The sequence below is a fragment of the Peribacillus sp. NPDC097895 genome (assembly GCF_050277555.1).
GTDB lineage: Bacteria > Bacillota > Bacilli > Bacillales > DSM-1321 > Peribacillus.
The window spans coordinates 959,890-978,879 of the sequence record NZ_JBNNSH010000002.1; the positions used below are offsets into that span (position 1 = coordinate 959,890).

The 18,990-nt window shown below is 37.6% G+C and carries 14 protein-coding genes and 2 pseudogenes; 3 read left to right on the forward strand and 13 right to left on the reverse strand.

Annotated features, from left to right (window positions below; genetic code table 11):
- The first annotated feature begins 463 nt into the window (after positions 1 to 463).
- Together ACQKMH_RS15985 and ACQKMH_RS15990 are read left to right on the forward strand one after the other, a co-directional pair.
- Positions 464 to 2,452, forward strand: coding sequence for a YjhG/YagF family D-xylonate dehydratase (locus tag ACQKMH_RS15985; RefSeq protein WP_427588451.1), 1,989 nt, complete (start codon positions 464 to 466; stop codon positions 2,450 to 2,452).
- Between the two features lie 276 nt (positions 2,453 to 2,728).
- On the forward strand, positions 2,729 to 4,198 hold the full coding sequence (locus ACQKMH_RS15990; protein ID WP_427588536.1) for a GntP family permease: 1,470 nt from the start codon (positions 2,729 to 2,731) through the stop codon (positions 4,196 to 4,198).
- A gap of 208 nt (positions 4,199 to 4,406) precedes the next feature.
- On the opposite strand, the pseudogene ACQKMH_RS15995 reads toward ACQKMH_RS15990, so the two are convergent.
- From ACQKMH_RS15995 to xylB, 6 genes and pseudogenes are all read right to left on the reverse strand, one after another.
- Positions 4,407 to 4,804, reverse strand: a pseudogene (locus tag ACQKMH_RS15995) (DDE-type integrase/transposase/recombinase); the annotation flags it as partial.
- Positions 4,805 to 4,833: 29 nt separating this feature from the next.
- Entirely contained in the window at positions 4,834 to 6,435 is a 1,602-nt protein-coding gene (xynB, locus tag ACQKMH_RS16000) for a xylan 1,4-beta-xylosidase (protein ID WP_427588452.1), read from the reverse strand.
- Positions 6,436 to 6,480: 45 nt separating this feature from the next.
- The gene (locus tag ACQKMH_RS16005; protein WP_427588453.1) at positions 6,481 to 7,893 is read right to left on the reverse strand and encodes an MFS transporter; all 1,413 of its coding nucleotides are present in this window, start codon (positions 7,891 to 7,893) and stop codon (positions 6,481 to 6,483) included.
- 277 nt (positions 7,894 to 8,170) lie between these two features.
- Positions 8,171 to 9,499, reverse strand: coding sequence for a xylose isomerase (xylA, locus tag ACQKMH_RS16010; RefSeq protein WP_427588454.1), 1,329 nt, complete (start codon positions 9,497 to 9,499; stop codon positions 8,171 to 8,173).
- Between the two features lie 180 nt (positions 9,500 to 9,679).
- Complete coding sequence (locus tag ACQKMH_RS16015; protein WP_427588455.1) at positions 9,680 to 10,789, reverse strand: ABC transporter ATP-binding protein; 1,110 nt, start codon at positions 10,787 to 10,789, stop codon at positions 9,680 to 9,682.
- 33 nt (positions 10,790 to 10,822) lie between these two features.
- Positions 10,823 to 12,322, reverse strand: a complete 1,500-nt coding sequence (gene xylB / locus ACQKMH_RS16020; RefSeq protein ID WP_427588537.1) for a xylulokinase — start codon at positions 12,320 to 12,322, stop codon at positions 10,823 to 10,825.
- A 417-nt stretch (positions 12,323 to 12,739) separates the two neighbouring features.
- Between xylB and ACQKMH_RS16025 the strand changes: the two genes are divergently transcribed.
- Positions 12,740 to 13,915: an ROK family protein gene (locus ACQKMH_RS16025; protein WP_427588456.1), complete on the forward strand. Its 1,176-nt coding sequence runs from the start codon at positions 12,740 to 12,742 to the stop codon at positions 13,913 to 13,915.
- Between the two features lie 236 nt (positions 13,916 to 14,151).
- Here the strand turns inward: ACQKMH_RS16025 and ACQKMH_RS16030 are convergent, their stop codons facing one another.
- From ACQKMH_RS16030 to ACQKMH_RS16060, 7 genes and pseudogenes are all read right to left on the reverse strand, one after another.
- Positions 14,152 to 14,280, reverse strand: coding sequence for a hypothetical protein (locus ACQKMH_RS16030; RefSeq protein WP_427588457.1), 129 nt, complete (start codon positions 14,278 to 14,280; stop codon positions 14,152 to 14,154).
- A 140-nt stretch (positions 14,281 to 14,420) separates the two neighbouring features.
- Positions 14,421 to 14,762, reverse strand: coding sequence for a hypothetical protein (locus tag ACQKMH_RS16035; RefSeq protein WP_427588458.1), 342 nt, complete (start codon positions 14,760 to 14,762; stop codon positions 14,421 to 14,423).
- Complete coding sequence (locus tag ACQKMH_RS16040; protein WP_427588459.1) at positions 14,759 to 14,926, reverse strand: hypothetical protein; 168 nt, start codon at positions 14,924 to 14,926, stop codon at positions 14,759 to 14,761. The genes ACQKMH_RS16035 and ACQKMH_RS16040 overlap by 4 nt, the downstream gene beginning before the upstream one ends.
- Positions 14,927 to 14,965: 39 nt before the next feature.
- Positions 14,966 to 16,141, reverse strand: a complete 1,176-nt coding sequence (locus ACQKMH_RS16045) for a Gfo/Idh/MocA family protein (RefSeq protein WP_427588460.1) — start codon at positions 16,139 to 16,141, stop codon at positions 14,966 to 14,968.
- A pseudogene (locus ACQKMH_RS16050) lies at positions 16,129 to 17,090 on the reverse strand (sugar phosphate isomerase/epimerase family protein). Before ACQKMH_RS16050 ends, ACQKMH_RS16045 begins: the two are co-directional and overlap by 13 nt.
- Before the next feature lie 38 nt (positions 17,091 to 17,128).
- A complete protein-coding gene (locus tag ACQKMH_RS16055; protein ID WP_427588461.1) occupies positions 17,129 to 18,256 on the reverse strand; it encodes a Gfo/Idh/MocA family protein in 1,128 nt (375 codons plus the stop codon).
- 57 nt (positions 18,257 to 18,313) lie between these two features.
- Entirely contained in the window at positions 18,314 to 18,961 is a 648-nt protein-coding gene (locus tag ACQKMH_RS16060) for a ThuA domain-containing protein (protein ID WP_427588462.1), read from the reverse strand.
- Between the last annotated feature and the right edge of the window lie 29 nt (positions 18,962 to 18,990).

The window sequence follows — 18,990 nt, forward strand, 5'->3', positions numbered from 1 at the left end:
AATTCAAATATAATACTAGTTTTTAAAAAAAGTCAAGTAACATAATTAAATAAATGGATATCTTTCGGCCAAAGAAAAATTGTAAAGAATTCATTATCATTCTCATTCCACAAAGCAAGGGTTATTAAGTCATACAATTATCTACGTAAGATTTATAAAAGTTAAAATTTTAATAGTAGTATTTTTTACAATTATACCCTCTGTTTTTTTAAAACAATTAGATACTAACGTAGATACGAGTTAAATGAAGAGTTTCTTGTAACTAACATGAAATCTTACACTATATTTGGCTTTGTGAAGTTAATTGACTTTTCAGAAAAAATGTGATTATTTTAAATAGCAGCAAAAGTTTAATATAGATAAACTTCGTTTTATAATATAAAACAAAAGTTAAAAGTTAACAGAAAATTATGTGAGCAACATTTTTTAAAAATAAAAAAATCTTATTAACGGAGGAATACATATGTCATTGCAATCGATAATTGGCGAAGAGGATGTATCTCTTTACAAAGTTCAAACTCATTCAAAAGGGGCAGATGGTTCACTCCCACTTACATCAGAAATGTTGCTAGATTCACCAAGTGGTGACCTTTTTGGATTATCCCAAAATGTTGGAATGGGATGGGCACCTTCAAACCTCCTTGGAAAACAAGTTCTAATCCTCGGTACTCAAGGTGGAATTAGGAATGATGATGGTACTCCAATTGCATTAGGCTATCATACTGGCCATTGGGAAATAGGTTTATTAATGAAGGCGTCAGCTGAAGAGATTAGTAGACAAGGAGGGGTTCCTTTTGCAGGATTCGTAAGTGATCCATGTGATGGCCGTTCTCAAGGAACTACCGGTATGTTTGATTCCCTTCCTTTTCGAAACGATGCAGCTATAGTTTATCGAAGATTAATTCGCTCATTGCCTACGCGTCGTGCAATTATTGGGGTAGCTACATGTGATAAAGGTCTTCCAGCAATGATGGTCGCTCTAGCGTCCATGCACAACTTGCCAACTATCATTGTCCCTGGAGGTGTTACTCTTCCACCTACAAATGGAGAGGACGCAGGAAAGATTCAAACAATTGGGGCAAGATACGCAAACAACGAAATTACTTTACAAGAAGCTGCCGATCTCGGATGTCGTGCTTGTGCTACACCGGGAGGAGGATGTCAATTTCTTGGTACAGCTGGCACCTCCCAAGTAGTTGCAGAAGCCATTGGAATGGCTTTACCTCACTCAGCACTAGCACCTTCAGGTCAGCCAATATGGATGGAGATGGCTAAGCAATCAGCACGTGCAGCTTTAGAATTGGAAAAGAAAAAGATATCTACCAAAGATATTATTACGGATAAAGCGATAGAAAATGCTATGGTGATTCACGCAGCTTTCGGAGGTTCAACAAATTTATTACTTCATATCCCAGCAATTGCTCATGCAGCTAATTGTAAGATACCCACTGTTGAAGATTGGACTAGAATCAATAAGAAAGTTCCTCGCTTAGTCGATGTACTACCAAATGGTCCTGTTGGTCACACAACCGTTAAGGTATTCCTAGCAGGTGGGGTTCCAGAGGTTATGCTTCATTTAAGAAAATTAGGTGTCTTGCATGAAGATGCACTAACAGTTACCGGGGAAACTCTTGGTGCAAACCTCGATTGGTGGGAAAAATCAGAAAGACGTGCAATGATGAAGAAACAATTGTTGGAAATTGATGGGATTAATCCTGATGATATTATCATGGATCCAATCAAAGCAAAAGAAAAAGGTCTAACTTCTACTGTTACATTCCCGAAAGGAAATATTGCTCCTGAAGGATCAGTAATTAAATCAACTTCCATTGATTCATCTGTGGTAGGTGAAGACGGAGTGTATCGACATACAGGAAAAGCTAAAGTCTTTACTTCAGAAAAGGCAGCTATAAAAGCTATTAAAACAGGAGGCATTGAAGCAGGAGATATAATGGTTGTTATGGGCGGTGGTCCTTCAGGAACCGGGATGGAGGAAACATATCAACTAACATCGGCATTAAAACATTTGTCTTTTGGAAAACATGTCTCCTTGATTACTGATGCGCGTTTTTCGGGAGTTTCTACTGGCGCATGTATTGGACATATTGGACCTGAGGCATTGGATGGGGGACCGATTGGAAAATTGCGTGATGGAGATGTAATTGAAATCATTGTTGATCGCAATCAGTTAGTGGGTTCCGTTAATTTTGTTGGAACTGAGAATGAAAGACTTTCTTTAGAAAAGGCAACTAAAGTCTTGAAAGAACGTGACCTTCATCCAGACCTCAAACCGGATCCTGGTCTTCCAGATGATACTCGCTTATGGGCTGCGCTTCAATCAGTAAGTGGAGGAACTTGGCGCGGAAATATCTATGATACAGATCGAATTATTGAAGTTCTAAAAGCTGGAGTAAAAGCATTAGGTGAAGAAAAAACACTAGTTCAAAATTAATCTATTATTGCACAACTTTAAAGTACATTTAAGACCTTGCTTTTTAAGCTTCATCGTTTATTCTCCCAATTTATTAAATAGTTAGGAGAATGGGTTTTAGGTGTACATTAAAATTTAGTTATAGCTTCAAATGAAAGCGATTTCTATATACCGTTTTTTCAAATTACTACACTTTATGACTAGTAAACAAAATAGCATAAGCATCCTAGAGTTACTTACTAATTAAAATATAAGGTCAGCATTTCAGTAAGTTGAGCAAATAGAAATATTTTAATTATTTTTTGGAGGTTTATTATGCCATTACTTATAGTAGCGATTGGGATTATCCTGTTGCTAATTTTGATTACTGGATTCAAATTAAATACATTTGTTTCATTGATTATTGTCTCTTTTATTGTATCTTTAGCACTAGGAATGCCTCTAGAAAATGTTGTTACATCAATTGAAGGTGGATTAGGAGGTACACTTGGTCATATAGCTTTAATATTTGGACTTGGTGCAATGCTTGGTAGGTTAATTGCTGATGCAGGGGGAGCCCAGCGTATTGCAATGACCTTAATTAATAAATTTGGGAAAAAAAGAATTCAGTGGGCTGTTGTAGTTGCTTCGTTTATTGTGGGTATAGCACTATTTTTTGAAGTAGGATTAGTTTTATTAATTCCAATTGTATTTTCAATTGCGAAAGAATTAAGAGTTTCTATTTTGCACCTTGGTATTCCTATGGCTGCAGCCTTATTAGCAACTCATAGTTTCTTACCCCCACATCCAGGGCCAACAGTAATAGCTGGTGAATATGGTGCAGATATTGGATTAGTTTTACTTTACGGTATTATCGTCGCAATACCAACCGTCATTTTAGCAGGTCCTCTATATACTAAGATTGCTAAAAAAGTTGTACCTGATGCATTCAACAAAACAGGTAATATAGCTTCTTTAGGCGAACAAAAAACATTCAGACTTGAAGAAACACCAGGTTTCGGTATAAGTGTATTGACTGCGATGTTCCCCGTTTTATTAATGGCTATATCTACAATTCTTGATATGATTCAAAAATCAGTAGGATTTGAAGATAATACATTAATAGAAATTGTTCGTCTTATAGGAAACCCTTCGTCTGCAATGTTGATATCTTTATTTCTTGCATTCTATACAATGGGAATAGCAAGAAATACTCCAATAAAAGAAGTGATGGATTCTTGTACGTCATCAATTGCAGCAATTGGTATGATGCTATTAATTATTGGAGGTGGAGGCGCTTTCAAGCAAGTATTAATTGATGGTGGTGTAGGGGATTATGTAGCAGAATTATTTACAGGAACTTCAATGTCACCTATCATACTTGCTTGGTTAGTTGCTGCAATATTACGGATATCTTTAGGATCAGCCACAGTTGCAGCTGTGTCCACTGCAGGATTAGTAATTCCAATGTTGGCTCAATACGATGTTAATTTAGCCTTAGTAACTCTTGCAACTGGAGCAGGCAGCTCAATTTGCTCGCATGTTAATGATGCAGGATTTTGGATGATTAAAGAATATTTTGGGTTAAGCATGAAGGAAACATTTTCAACATGGACAATACTTTCCACTATTACTTCTGTAGCAGGATTAGGGTTTATTTTATTATTAGATGCATCCTTAATTATCTCGGGAGCAGTAATAATTCTCATTAGTATAGTAGCAATATATTTCAGTATGTTTGACCAATCTAAGGATAAAAGAAATGCTTTTGGGGATATAAAGGCATAAAACCTTTTGGAAAACAAGATATCGGTTTGAGACCAGTGAAAAAGTCTATTTAAAGAAAAAAGGGAAGCTGATAACCTACTATTTTGTAGATAATCAACTTCTCTTTTTTTTGAGTGTATTGATGATAATGTCTGTTACAACTTCTGGTTCTGGTGCAAAAATCACTCGTTGTTAGAAAAAAAAGTGTGTTTTCCGATTAATTGCTAACTTATGAAGCTAATCCAAACAATTTATGAATAAATTCTTTTTGATTTTGGGCAGACTTCACCCCTTGATGAACCTGTTTCTTTTTAATCATTTGCATGGCTTCTATACCACTCTTATGTATGTAGCTGAACGAAATGATTGGAATCCTAACATCGAACGCACTCGCTGCTTTATAAAACGATGATCCTGTTTTACCATATTATTGAGATATTTAACTTGCCTTATTTGCATGCCTTCAGGCATGAGTTTCTCTTCTTTTAACCCTTGAATCGATACAGGATAGGCTGGATTTTTATCCACTGTTATGACACGAGGTTTACAAACATGAGAACTAGCCAAGGCTTTCTTGAAAAAGCGCTTGGCTGCTTGTTTATCTCTTGATTCACTTAAATAAACTTCACTATTGTATTTTTTTATTTCATCATATATTATTTTTCCTTATAACCAAAATAGCTAAAGTCAGCAGCAAGATTTTGACCGCTTGTATCATGACACTGCATTCCCACAAACGCTCCTGTGAAAAATCCTCCACCTTGAATATAATCATCTGATAACTTTTTGGATTCTAACATAATCTCAATTATATGCCAATCATCTTTGTTAAAAGAATAAGAGTAATAATAGGTTTCATTCTCAATATTTACTTTTAAATAAACATATTCTATTTCACGTGGAATGACAATTTTATTTTTTAATGGTTGTGAAAAAGTAAAGTTATCACATATTGTTAAATCTAGAATGCGACCCAAGTCTTCATCATGTGTTACTTGAAGAGCTGTCCAGTTTTCAGTGTTGTAATAATTCACCAATCCTGCTGCTTGTTGAAAGTTATCTGGATTGAATGCAACAGCAGTTTCCGCTTCAAAATTTAGACTTTGCCAACGTCTTGCTACAAATGCTTGGGTAAATGTAGATGTTAGTGATTCATGGCCAAATAAGCGTAAATGATTTGGTCGTTCAGTTAGTAATCCTAGTTCCTTCGTAAATGGGATTCGTAATGTTTGAAAATTAATATTTAGTGTCGAGTCTTCAAATCTATCAACTTCTGGATATGTCTCTGAAAACTTAGTTTCAGAAATCTGAGGTGCCTCTACTACTAAGCTACCTTCTTTTCCATCAACTAAGTAAGGCCATCCATTTCTCCATTCGAGTTTTTGAATTGCAGTTTCTCTACCTAAAGGACAATATCCTCTTTGTTGAATAATCGAATCATCATCAGGATGAAGTGGGCGCCCCGTCAAATGGGCTAAATACCACTCATCTGTATGTGTTTGGACAATTGATGCATGACCACATTTTTGTAATGGGTTTCTAGGTTCATGCCAAGACGTTAAAATTGGGTTATCCGGATGTACTTCATACGGGCCTTCAATATTTTTTGAACGAGCAATTGTAGCAGCGTGCTCGAACCGTGTCCCACCTTCTGCTGTTAATAAATAGTAATAATCTCCGATATGATAAAGGTGTGGTGCTTCTGTTAGTTTTATATCAGTACCTTTAAAAATGATTCTCGGTTTATTAATTAATTTTTTCTCCTCAGTAGAATATTCCTGCATCACAATTCCCCCGAATGCATGGCGGTCAGTTCGGTGATCCCACAACATATTTAGTAAGTATTTTGTTCCATCAGTGTCATGGAACAATGAAGCATCAAATCCAGAACTATTTAATTTAATTGGTTCTCCCCAATCACCATCAACTGTTGCACAAGTAACTAAATAGTTATGACAATCTTTCCAAGCTCCATTGACAACCTTTACGTCCGTGTAGATAAGCCAAAACTTCCCATCACTATAGCTCAAACAAGGTGCCCATACTCCGCCTGAATTAGGATTTCCTTTCATATCTAATTGTGAAACTCTTTGTAATGGATGTGCGACTAATTGCCAATTCACTAAATCTTTTGAATGGTGGATTTGAACACCCGGAAACCATTCAAATGTGGATACAGCGATATAATAATCTTCACCTACTCTACATATACTTGGATCTGGATTGAAACCTTTAAGTATTGGATTGATAATCTTCATCTTAATTCCTCCTCAGATAATGTCATTTATAAGTCTTTTTTACATTTAACTGGATCTACCAATTTTCTTATTTTTAAATTCATCAATATTATCAATATATACTTTATCTCTATTCTCTAATTCACGAACCATTTTTTCATATTTTTCTTCATCTAAATTATAGAAATTAATGTCAATCATAGCTAAGATAAGGAAAATAATAGGGACAACAGTTGCCGTCATTAAAATTCCTGTCAATGCCTCAGGGGTTTGTATCTGATTCGCGACATACCCAAATTTATCCAACGCTAATCCTGGTACAATCCCGCCAAGAGCCATACCAAACTTAAAGAAGAAACCGATAATCGCATAAATTAATCCCCCCAATCGTTTTCCCGTCTTATATTCTCCGTATTCGATTGTTTCAGGAATTAGTGCCCACATATACCCCCCTGCTGTAATACTTCCTGCAGCAGCAATTACACGGAAGAGGAGAACTAGAAACACATTACTAGGTGGCACAATTAGAAGAGCTAAAAGACCAATAATATTTAGTAATAATGCATAATTTAATAGTTTTTTCTTTCCCAGCCATTTATTAATTCTCGGTATAAAAGGTAGAATAGCGAAAGCGGGTAAACTCCCTAGTAAACCGTACCACTTCACTAAGTCCTCTCTACCAACGTTATACGTAATGTAATAGATTCCGACAGAATTACTTATTGAGTTGACGCCAAAAATAATAATAAAGAAAATACTTAATACAACTAATGGACGATTAACCCGAAATTGCTCGAAGATATCTGAGAATTTTATTTTCTCCTCAGACTTTTGAAGAGTTACTCGTTCTTTTGTACTTTTAAAACAAAACAGTAATAGACAGGCACCAATTACAGATAAAATACCCATCGTTAGTTGCCAGCCAAGAGCTGTGTTTCCAGAAGTATTACCTAAATAAGTAGATAATAATGGAACAAAGAAAGCTACTATCAAGCCACCAAGATTGGCAAAGATCATACGAACAGATGTAATACTAACGACTTCTTGATTATTTCTCGTCAGTGAAGAAGTTAATGCACCATATGGAACGTTTATCGTTGTGTATATAAGCGACAAACCAACATACGTAAAATAGGCATATATTAATTTACCCATATCAGAAAAATCTGGGGTTGTAAAACAGAGTATCGCTAATATTGCAAATGGAAATGCTCCGAATAAAAGATACGGTCTAAAACGTCCAAATTTACTATTTGTTCTATCTACAATGGTTCCAATAAAAGGGTCAGCAAGTGCGTCAATTATTCTAACTACTAAAAACATTGTACTAGCAGCTGCTGCTGATAAACCAAATACATCAGTATAGAAAAATAAAAGATAGGTGGAAACCGTTGTGTAAATCAAATTACATGCTAAATCTCCAGAAGCATATCCAGCTTTTTCAAATATACTAATTTTCTTTAAGTTTTCACTAGTCATAATCTTTCCTCCTTTAAAAAGCCCATGAAACGAAATGACCTTGAATAGAATATGTTTAAATATTTTGAAAACAAACCCTATTCATATAGCACATATTATAAATGATTCTTTAAGCGTAATTTAGCTATAAATATAAAGCGCTTTCAAAAACAACTTAATTAAAACTATGGACTATAGAGAAAATAATGATTTTTTAATATGAATGTACCGGAATACATGAAAGTATTCCGGTACATGTACTTGATATATTTAATATTGGTTGTAAATAATTTTTATTTTACCGATAACTCGCAATTGCATCTAAAATGTACGTATTTAAAGTTGCTTTTAAGTATTCTTGTCTTCCAGATTTATTTTGAATACCATCTAGCTGCAATGCATATTGCTCTAGTTTATGGAAGTTTGTTTTTCCTTCAACAATTTCAAGTCCGATTCCTTCTATATAACTGCTATAACGGTCTGCAACAAAGTTGTCCAACACTTTATCTTCGATTAAACGTTGGGCTACTTTTGTACCGATAGCAAAGCTGTCGATTCCTGCAATATGAGAATAGAACAAGTCTTCAGGGTCAAATGATGCTCTTCTCACTTTTGCATCAAAGTTAAGCCCGCCTGATCCAAGACCGTCATTTTTGAGAATTTCATACATTGCTAGTGTTGTTGAATATAAATCTGTTGGAAACTCGTCCGTATCCCAACCAAGCAATGTATCGCCTTGATTTGCATCTACTGAACCTAACATACCGTTAATACGTGCTACATGTAATTCATGTTCAAACGTATGACCAGCAAGTGTTGCATGGTTAGCTTCAATATTAAATTTGAAATGGTCTTTCAGACCATATGATTGTAAAAATGAAAGACTAGTTGCCACATCAAAATCATATTGATGTTTTGTTGGTTCCTTCGGCTTTGGTTCGATTAAAAATTGAGCATCAAAACCAATTTCTTTCGCATAATCTAAAGCCATATGGAAGAACCTAGCAAGGTTGTCAAGCTCAAGCTTCATGTTTGTGTTTAACAATGTATCGTATCCTTCACGGCCACCCCAAAACACATAGTTCTTTGAATCTAATTCTTTACCAATCTCTAGACCTTTCTTTACTTTGGCTGCTGCATAGGCAAATACATCAGCATTTGGCGAAGTTGCTGCACCGCTTAACCAGCGTGGGTGTGAAAACATATTGGCGGTATTCCATAATAACTTGGTCTTACTTGTTTTCATATATTCTTTTATCATGGGAACGATTTCATCTAGTGCCTTAAAAGTTTCCCTTAATGAATCTGACTCAGGTGCAATGTCAAAGTCGTGGAAACAGAAAAATGGAACATTTAATTTTTCAAAAAATTCAAATGAAGCTTCCACACGGGCTTTAGCTAAGTCTATTCCGGAAAATGCATTATAAGGTCGTACCATTGTACTTTGTCCAAATGGGTCTGTACCATCTCCTGTAAAGGTATGCCAATAAGATACGGCAAAACGTAATAATTCTTCCATTTTCTTACCATTAACGATTTCTTCTGGATTGTAATATTTATATGCTAAAGGATTTGAAGAACCAGGACCTTCATATTTTACATGGTTAACATTTTTGAAATAGCTCATTTCCATACCTCCAAAAATAGTTTATAAACTTGCTGATTTGTAAACGGATTCATTAATTGTTTTCAAGTGAATATAAAGATTATATCAACGTTAACTTAGTTTGTCCATCATATAAACTAAGTTTTTATATAGAGGTAGCTCCCACCCATAATTAAACACAGACTTCCTTCCCTATTATTCTCATTTGCCTACCGGTCGAATACGATTCTCTGTTTCTTTATCGAAGAAGTGGGCTTTGTTCATATCTAATGCTAGTGAGATCACTTGACCTGGTTTGAAGTCTGAGCGAGAATCAACACGTGCGATAAATTGTTGGTTTCCGATTTGAGAGTATAGCATTGTCTCTGCTCCCATTAATTCAGCTACTTCAATTTTCGCATTAATTTTAGAACCTTGAGATGACGCAATGAATACAGGTTCGTCATGGAATTCCTCAGGACGGATACCTAAAATAATTTCTTTGTTTATGTAGCCTTGGTCACGTAAATATTTCATTTTACCTTCAGGAATCGAAATTGACATACTATCAATGTTAATTGTTCCATCCAAAAGAGTACCTTTGAAAAAGTTCATTGAAGGTGAGCCTATGAAACCTCCAACGAAGACATTTTCAGGTTTTTCGTACACCTCTTTAGGGGCACCAACTTGCTGTATGATTCCGTCTTTCATAACAACAAGGCGAGTTGCCATTGTCATTGCTTCTGTTTGGTCATGGGTTACATAGATTGTAGTGGTTTGTAGACGTTGGTGAAGTTTTGTAATCTCAGCACGCATATGTACGCGAAGCTTGGCATCTAAGTTGGATAATGGCTCATCCATTAAGAAAACTTTTGCATCACGAACAATTGCACGACCTAATGCAACACGCTGACGTTGACCACCTGACAGAGCTTTCGGCTTACGATTTAAGTATTGCTCAAGATCTAAAATTTTGGCAGCATCTTTTACGCGACGATTGATTTCATCTTTTGGGAATTTACGCAACTTCAAACCAAATGCCATATTATCATATACACTCATATGAGGATAAAGAGCATAGTTTTGGAAAACCATAGCGATATCGCGATCCTTAGGAGGAACATCGTTCATACGTTTCCCATCGATAAGAAAGTCACCATTTGAAATCTCTTCTAACCCAGCTACCATACGTAATGTTGTAGATTTACCACAGCCAGAAGGGCCAACGAACACAATAAATTCTTTATCTTCAATTTCAAGATTGAAATCTTTAACGGCTGTTACATCTTTATCATATATTTTATAAATATGTTCTAATTTCAACTCCGCCATTATGAATATCCCCCTCAAAAGGTATTATTATCTTTACTGCCTGAACGCTTTCATGTCCTCATTTATTTGTTTCGTTTTTTCGTACACGGTTTTATACACTTCAAAAATTGCTGCATACCTATCTGATTGTTCTTTTTGCGGATTATATACCTCTTGAATATCTAAAAATGTATCCGCACACTCCTGCAATGATGAGAACCAGCCACTTCCATAAGCAGCCAGCATCGCAGCGCCCATTCCTGGTCCTTGTTCGTTCTTCAGTTTGACAACTTTTGCTCGAAATACATCCGCCTGTATTTGCAGCCATATGCTACTTTTCGCACCGCCGCCAATGGAAACAATGGTATCGATCTTTTTGCCATTTTCTCTAAAGATTTGGATTGATTCGTTTAATGAAAACGTAATACCTTCTACAACTGAACGAAGGAACTCTTTTTTAGAATGGCGAGAATGGACGCCGATAAAGCTCCCACGAATAACAGAATCTGCATGAGGGGTTCTCTCACCGGACAAATAAGGGGTGAACAACAACCCATTTGAACCGGCTGGAACGTTTTCAATCTTTTCCATTAAATCCTCGAACGGTTCATCTGGAGCAAATGTGCTTCTAAACCAGCTTAAACTATGTCCAGCAGAAAGTGTGACACCCATTGTGTAGTATGTATTTTCTTCTCCATGGTTAAAATAATGTACTTTTCCTCCGTAGTCCTGGTTCTTCTGCTTTTCATAAGAGAGGACAACGCCTGAAGTTCCAATACTACATAAACTTTTTCCTTCTGATAAAACCCCTGCTCCGATTGCGCCGCACGCATTGTCAGCACCTCCGGCAAAGACTTTCGTTTTTCCAGATAGTCCCGTCCGTTTCGAAACGTTATCTGTTATCGTCCCAATGTATTCATGAGATTCAACTAAAGGGGGACAAATGGCCATATTGATGCCCATAAGCTCGCCAATGCAGTGGCTCCATTTCTTTTCATTCATGTCTAAAAGAAGTGTTCCAGCTGCATCTGAATATTCACTGTGGATCTTACCTGTTAAACAATAACGCAAATAATCTTTCGGAAGCATAAAGACAGCTGTACTTTCAAAGATGTACGGTTCGTTCTGCTTGACCCATAAAAGCTTTGGTAGGGTAAACCCTTCAAGCACATGATTTTTTGTAATTTGAAGAAGCTGCTCCTTACCAACGATTTCTTCGATTTCACGACACTGTTTTGTTGTACGTGTATCATTCCATAAAATTGCATTCCGTAGTACTCGGTGCTTTTCGTCCATCAGTACGAGCCCATGCATTTGTCCTGAAAAACTCATTCCCTCAATGTCATTCACGTTTCCTGGAAACTTCTGTACGAGCTCCGCAAGCCCTTCTTCCATTTTTTCTACCCACTGTTCTGGATCTTGTTCGCTATATCCAGATTTTCCTTGAATAAGAGGATACGACTTTGATACTTCCAGACAAACGTCACCTTCTTGATTCACAAGTAGCAATTTCACGGCACTCGTTCCAAGGTCCACCCCAATCACATACTTCACATTGTCCACTCCGCCTCTTTTAAATTTTAAAAAAGTACTGAAAAAAGCATTCTCCAGCACATTCTACCCTATTAAACTTTTACTGAAGAAAGGGTTTCCAGCAAGTATTGATTCACAATTCCTTTCAGGTATTCCTGTCTTCCTGATTTACCCTTGTTAAGCTAAGGGCATACTGCTCAAGATGCTCGCTCAAATTAAATTTTATTAATGCCCTCAAAGTATTCCATGCTCTTCCTCTCCTTTAAATGATAAACTTATGTTGTTATCGCTTATATTTAACAATAGATTAAAATAATTAGAAAAAACAGATTTTTAAATCCAATTGAATCTTAACACTCTTTTGTTCGTTTGTCTATCGAACAAACAAAGAAAATGTTATAATAAAAGAAGAACTTATTTGTGGAGGGTGGGGTTAATATGACTCAAACAACTTGGAATCAACATTTAGTAAAAAAAGAAAATAAAGCAATCGTTATTAACATAATCAAAGAACAGTCCCCTATCTCTCGTGCTGAAATAGCTCAAAAAACCGGCTTAAATAAAGGGACCGTTTCTTCACTCGTCGCTGAGTTAATTGAAGATCACCTTGTTACGGAGTCCGGACCAGGTGTTTCTAGCGGGGGCAGGCGCCCTGTGTTGCTTTTGTTCAACCAGGTCGCTGGTTATTCAATTGGCATCACCCTTGAAGTTAACTACATTCTCGGTATATTAACCGATTTTCAGGGAAATATCATAATTGAGAAAAATGATCCCCATAGCCAGCAATCAGTCGAAGAAACGATGAAGCAATTAAAAGAGTTGATTGCCTACTTAATTAAAGCTGCTCCGCACTCATCATATGGCATTGTCGGCATCAGCATTGGGGCACCAGGGATCATAAATAAGGATGGCGACATTCTCTTGGCACCGAATCTTGGATGGAAAGACGTATCAATAAAGGGTGAACTCGAAGCCGCTTTTCTCATTCCTGTTTTAATAGAGAATGAAGCAAACTTAGGAGCGTATGGTGAAAAAAAATTCGGTAGTGGGCAAGGGATTGAAAATCTAATCTACATTAGTATGGGAATTGGAGTAGGTTCCGGCATCATTATTAACGGTGAGCTTTACAAGGGGAATAATGGATTTTCTGGAGAGCTCGGTCATATGACGATTGATACAAACGGACCGAAATGCCGCTGTGGGAATAAAGGCTGCTGGGAGTTGTATGCATCTGAAAAAGCACTTTTAAACAAAGTAAACAAAGGAAAAAAGCAGCATTATTTACATTTGGATGATGTGCTGGAGTTAGCACGAAGCTCTGATCCTTCCGTTCTTAGTAGCTTTGATGAAATCGGTCATTACCTCGGAATCGGCATGATTAATATTATTCATACATTTAACCCAGAAAAAATCATTATTGGAAACCGGATGGCCAATGCTCAAACATTTTTGGAAGATCAGGTTGAATCCACGATCAAAAAACACATTCTACCGCTTTATCAATTCAATACAGAAATAGCTTTCTCTCGCTTACCGATCCATTCCTCCACATTAGGAGCTTCTGCTATTTCGACTGAAAATTTTCTTAATTCTTACCTATTCAAACAGGAATAATACAGTACAACGCAGTGCCTGAATAGAAGAGCTGTCCCGAGTGTGGGACAGCTTCTCTATTTCATCGATACCCAACTGAAATACTCTTATAGCTGCTCTTGATTTCACTTGGATTTAGTGTCTGCAAACCTGTTTCATCATGCTGCAATTGAAGATTAGGTGCATCCGTTATCCAAGTATACGGTTCTGAACAGACAAAGCCTTTCTGTCCATTGGAATTATATACGACCCAATTTTTAAAGTTCGAATCTGCTATATAAGTAATTTATTCCTGTTGATTCGTTATACAAAATCGCTTCGTTTCGTCCATCTTCTCCAAAAGAGGAATAGAAAGCATCATCGAGTGCTATTTGTTTCAGACTCATTCCTTCTTCTAATTCATTCTTATAAAGAATGACCTCCCATTCACCTATTGGCAAAAAACGGTCATTTAAAGTCCATTTTTTTGCCGCTGTAAGCGAAAATAAACTTGATTCTTCATTAAATAGAAAAGCAGCATGATAGCCTAGCTCCCATGGAAAACATTCTTCACTGTTATTTTTAATGAATGCGGTTTGCTTCCACTTAGCACAAAACGCATCTCAATGACGAGAGCATGTGGAAACTGCTTTATTACGTCCGGATGGAGGACAGCATTAAATTCTGTGACAAGAAGAACCTGATCACCATTCGCTTCATACTTTTTCACTTTCCAATTTTTATTATAGACAAGCCCGTGAATATGATTTCCATGTTCCGGTTCGTTTATCTCAAATTGATAATGACGGTTGTTGAACGTGAAGCACACATTATTGATCCGATTTGGAGGAAATAAAATGGGTGTTCCATACAAATATGGATTTTTCAAAAATTCTTCTTTGGAAGTCTTTTAACAGTTCCATATTCGTTTTTTTTGACCATCGATATTATGTTAGAACCCCAGTCCGGTAAAACAATGACTTCAATCCATTTATCCCCTAATTTAATGGCTGGTTGCTCTTGTAAGAAATTACACCGTTCTACATAGTTCATTATCTATCCACCTCGCTCGGCACTGAAAATATCAATCTATTATTCATAAGACGATATTTTCTCCCACTGTCTGTTGTTGGATGATTGTTCGATTGCTGTCAGGATTGCTTGATTCTTTACCCCATCCTTAAAGTTAGGCTCCGGCTGGATATTAGTCACTATGCCATTTAAAAATTCGTAAAGGAGGTGAATAAAGGTATGCTCATAGCCAATAATATGGCCAGCTGTCCAATACGCCTCTGCATACGGATGCTGTACTTCTGTACAGTTAATCGTTCGGAAACCTTGAAGTCCCTGCTCGTCATCAGAAAAATACACATCGAGATCATTCATACTTTCCATATTCCATCGAACCGATCCCTTTTCACCGTTAATTTCGAATGTATTTTTATTGCGGTTCCCACCAGCAAAGCGGGTCGCTTCAAAGGTACCTAATGCTCCATTTTCAAACCGAGTGATAAACGCCACTGCATCGTCTACTGTTACTTCGCCAGTGGCATTACTTTTTACTTGAGCTCGTAACCCTCCCGTCATTTCTCCAAGGGGACGCTCCTTAATAAAAGTTTCAGTCGTCCCAACCACTTCCTTAATTTCTCCAACTAAAAAACGGGCGAGGTCGATACTATGAGCGCCAATGTCACCGAGCGATCCAGATCCGGATATCTCTTTCTTTAAGCGCCAGATTAAGGGAAATTCGGGATCCATAATAAAATCTTGCAAATAATTGGCTCGAAAATGATAAATTTTCCCTAACCTTCCGTCTTCAATGAGCTTTTTGACAAATTGAATAGCTGGAACGAATCGATAATTATGGCAAATCATATGAATGACATCATACTTCTCGACAGCCTCATGCATTCTTTTTGCTTCTTCAAGTGTTAATGCAAGGGGCTTTTCAGTAATAATATGCTTTCCAGCTTCTGCCGCAGCTATCGCTATTTCGGCATGGGTATGGTTCGGCGTAACGATATCGATCACATCAATGTCTTCTCTTTCGATGAGTTTGCGCCAATCCGTTTCGTACGATTCCCATCCCATATCCTCAGCTGCTTCTTTAAGCGCTTCTTCATTTCTACCGGAAATAGCCTTCAATACTGGCTTTGCGTTTGTTTTAAAAAAGAATGGGATATCACGGTACGCATGACTATGGGCTTTCCCCATAAATTGATACCCAATCATACCAATCCTTACTTCTGTTTTTTCTACGCCCACCATACGTCACCAGCCTTTTGTTTAATTAAAATCTTATGTAAAAATGACACTGCTTTTTGGAAACCTCCTTCTGCAGCCATCAAACCGTCTTCATGTTCAATGCTGACGCCCCCGTCATACCCAACAAGTTGAAGGGCACACATGATTTTGCGCCACGTCTCTTCTCCATGTCCGTAGCCAATTGTACGGAAAACCCAGGATCGGTTCAGCTCATCTTTGTATAATTTCGTATCCAGCACGCCGTTCGCTGCTGTATTGTAATGATCAATGGCAGTATCTTTTACATGAAAATGATAGAGTGCACCATGTTTCGCCAGTTCTTTAATTGACACAACCGGATCCATCCCCTGCCAAAAAAGATGACTCGGATCAAAATTCACACTATATTGTTACCGCATGCTTCTCTTAATCTTAGTGCTGTTTCATTGTTATACACAACAAAACCAGGATGTGGCTCAATTTCTACACGCACATCATATTCTCGTAAAAATTGGCTTTGCTCCTCCCAGTATGGGATCACACACTCCTCCCACTGCCATTTCAATACGTCCAAAAAATCTTCCCTTCATGGGCATGTTACCCATGAAGGGAAGCGGGATGATTCTGAATCCCCTGGACAACCTGAAAAGGTCACGACTGTTTTAACGCCAAGCTTAGCAGCTAGCCTTACTGTACTTTGAAACTGATTATGATGAGTTTTAGCAATTTCTATGTTAGGATGAAGCGGATTACCGTGACAACTTAGGGCTGAGATAGTTAATTCGCGGCTTTCTATAGCCTGTTTGAATGATTGCAGCTTTTCTTCGTTATAGAGAAGCTCTTCCACCTTACAATGTACGTCTCCAAGAAAACCTCCTGTGCCAATCTCGACCGCTTCAAGCTTATTCGCAGCTATAACATCCAAGGCCTCTTCAAATGAACGATCTCCAAATAAAATAGAAAAAACACCTATTTCAAGATAAACCCTCCCTCAATTTCTTGTGTAAGTGGTTATTCCGCCTTTGGTGCGTCCATCAATTCATTAAAATTATGTTCTGATATGCCTGTTGGCAATGGCTTAGGCTGTTCACATTTACTATGTGTCTCGTAATGCCGACTCGTTTCCGATGCTTCATGAAAGCCATGCATAATATCAAGCACATGGTACGCAAGAGCACCGTTTGCTCTAGGCGTTTTATTATTCAAGATTGAATGGGCCATATCGGCCAGGCCAATTCCTCTACTGTTATTTGCGAACCCATGCGTGAGTGGGAATTGCGACCATTCTTCCTGTCCCTGCCTACGAATATGTATAGGCCCTTCAAACGTATTCGGATCAGGAACGACGATGCTTCCTTCTGTTCCATAAATTTCAATATTATTCAATTGATGATACCAAGTATCAAAACTTGTAATGATAGAAGCAACTGCACCGTTTTCAAAGTCCATGACGCCGTTGATTTGAGTTGGCGTATGTACTTGGATTTTTTCTCCGTTTTTTGGCTCACTCGATATGGTTCTTTCATTAAATGTAATATTTGTTGAACCAGTTACTCTTTTAATAGGGCCCATAAGCGAGATGAGTGCTGTAATATAATAAGGACCCATATCAAACATTGGCCCGCCGCCTTTTTGATAATAAAAGCCGGGATCCGGATGCCAATGTTCATGCCCATGATTCATCATAAAAGCAACAGCTGACACTGGTGTACCAATCCAACCATCATCAATTAGTTTTCGGGCTGTTTGTAAGCCGCCTCCTAAAAACGTATCTGGTGCATTTCCGACATGAAGGCCTTTATCTTCTGCTATTCTCATAATTTGTTGCGCCTCTTCCCGTGTGACAGCAAGAGGTTTTTCACCATATACATGTTTTCCTGACTTCAGTGCATTGATGGCTACTTCAGCATGAACAGATGGAATAGTTAAGTTAAGAACCAAATCAATATCAGGATCAGCAATAAGCTCTTCTGTTGAATAGGCTTTCAAGATCCCGTATTGCATCGCCTTCTCTTTCGCTCTATTAATATCCAAATCTGCACAAGCTGTGATCTCAAAAACATTGAATCTTTTTGAATTTTCGAAATATATTTTACTTATAAAGCCACATCCCACCACACCGACTCTAACTTTTTTCATTATCATAGCCTCGATTCATTTCATAATTTAGATGGGACTTCTTCATTTCGACATTTTTTATCGCGCAGCCCATTTCATTCCTCTACGCATCAGTTCAATGACTTCCGGCATCCTGACGATTTCAGCAACGTGCCCTAACGCGCAATAATATACGCGGCCTCTCCCCCACCCCTTTGTCCAAACGACAGGCATATCCACTTCACCATTTACTTTATAGGGACCATCAGCGATTGGAAAGCGAGTTGTCGCATGCACCTTCACGGCTGGATCCACATGCATGTAATACTGTTCAGACTTGACGGTAAAGTCCTTCATTCCTTCTGTCAGTGGGTGATTTCTATCCTTTATATTCACCTGATATTCGATGCTATCATCGCCAGGATGTGCAACCCATTGCCCTCCTACCATAAACTGATATTCCGTTGCCATTCTAAATGAATCACCCATGCCGCCGTGAAGACCTGCCAACCCGGTTCCACCTTCTACTACTCTTAGTAAAGACTGAAGTTGTTCAGGCAAAATCGAATCTTGCGTCCAATTAGGCACAATTAAATCGTATACTGTCAAGTCTTCTTCGAGTGATTTCAATGTATCAGTCACCTTCACATCAAACTGTTCTTCTCGCAAGATACCAGCTAAAATATCAGCAACCTCTGCCGGTTCGTGTCCTTCCCATCCCCCTTGAAAGATTAGTGCTTTTTTCATGTAAAAAATCTCCTCTCCCTATTTATAAT

Excerpts from the sequence above, each read along its gene's own strand:
- ACQKMH_RS16045 (WP_427588460.1), bottom strand. The coding sequence starts at position 16,141 with ATGGTGGGCGTAGAAAAAACAGAAGTAAGGATTGGTATGATTGGGTAT.
- ACQKMH_RS16040 (WP_427588459.1), bottom strand. The coding sequence starts at position 14,926 with ATGAACTATGTAGAACGGTGTAATTTCTTACAAGAGCAACCAGCCATT.
- ACQKMH_RS16005 (WP_427588453.1), bottom strand. The coding sequence starts at position 7,893 with ATGACTAGTGAAAACTTAAAGAAAATTAGTATATTTGAAAAAGCTGGA.
- ACQKMH_RS16025 (WP_427588456.1), top strand. The coding sequence starts at position 12,740 with ATGACTCAAACAACTTGGAATCAACATTTAGTAAAAAAAGAAAATAAA.
- ACQKMH_RS16055 (WP_427588461.1), bottom strand. The coding sequence starts at position 18,256 with ATGAAAAAAGTTAGAGTCGGTGTGGTGGGATGTGGCTTTATAAGTAAA.
- xylA (WP_427588454.1), bottom strand. The coding sequence starts at position 9,499 with ATGAGCTATTTCAAAAATGTTAACCATGTAAAATATGAAGGTCCTGGT.
- xynB (WP_427588452.1), bottom strand. The coding sequence starts at position 6,435 with ATGAAGATTATCAATCCAATACTTAAAGGTTTCAATCCAGATCCAAGT.
- ACQKMH_RS15985 (WP_427588451.1), top strand. The coding sequence starts at position 464 with ATGTCATTGCAATCGATAATTGGCGAAGAGGATGTATCTCTTTACAAA.
- ACQKMH_RS16060 (WP_427588462.1), bottom strand. The coding sequence starts at position 18,961 with ATGAAAAAAGCACTAATCTTTCAAGGGGGATGGGAAGGACACGAACCG.
- ACQKMH_RS16030 (WP_427588457.1), bottom strand. The coding sequence starts at position 14,280 with ATGAGTCTGAAACAAATAGCACTCGATGATGCTTTCTATTCCTCTTTT.
- ACQKMH_RS16015 (WP_427588455.1), bottom strand. The coding sequence starts at position 10,789 with ATGGCGGAGTTGAAATTAGAACATATTTATAAAATATATGATAAAGAT.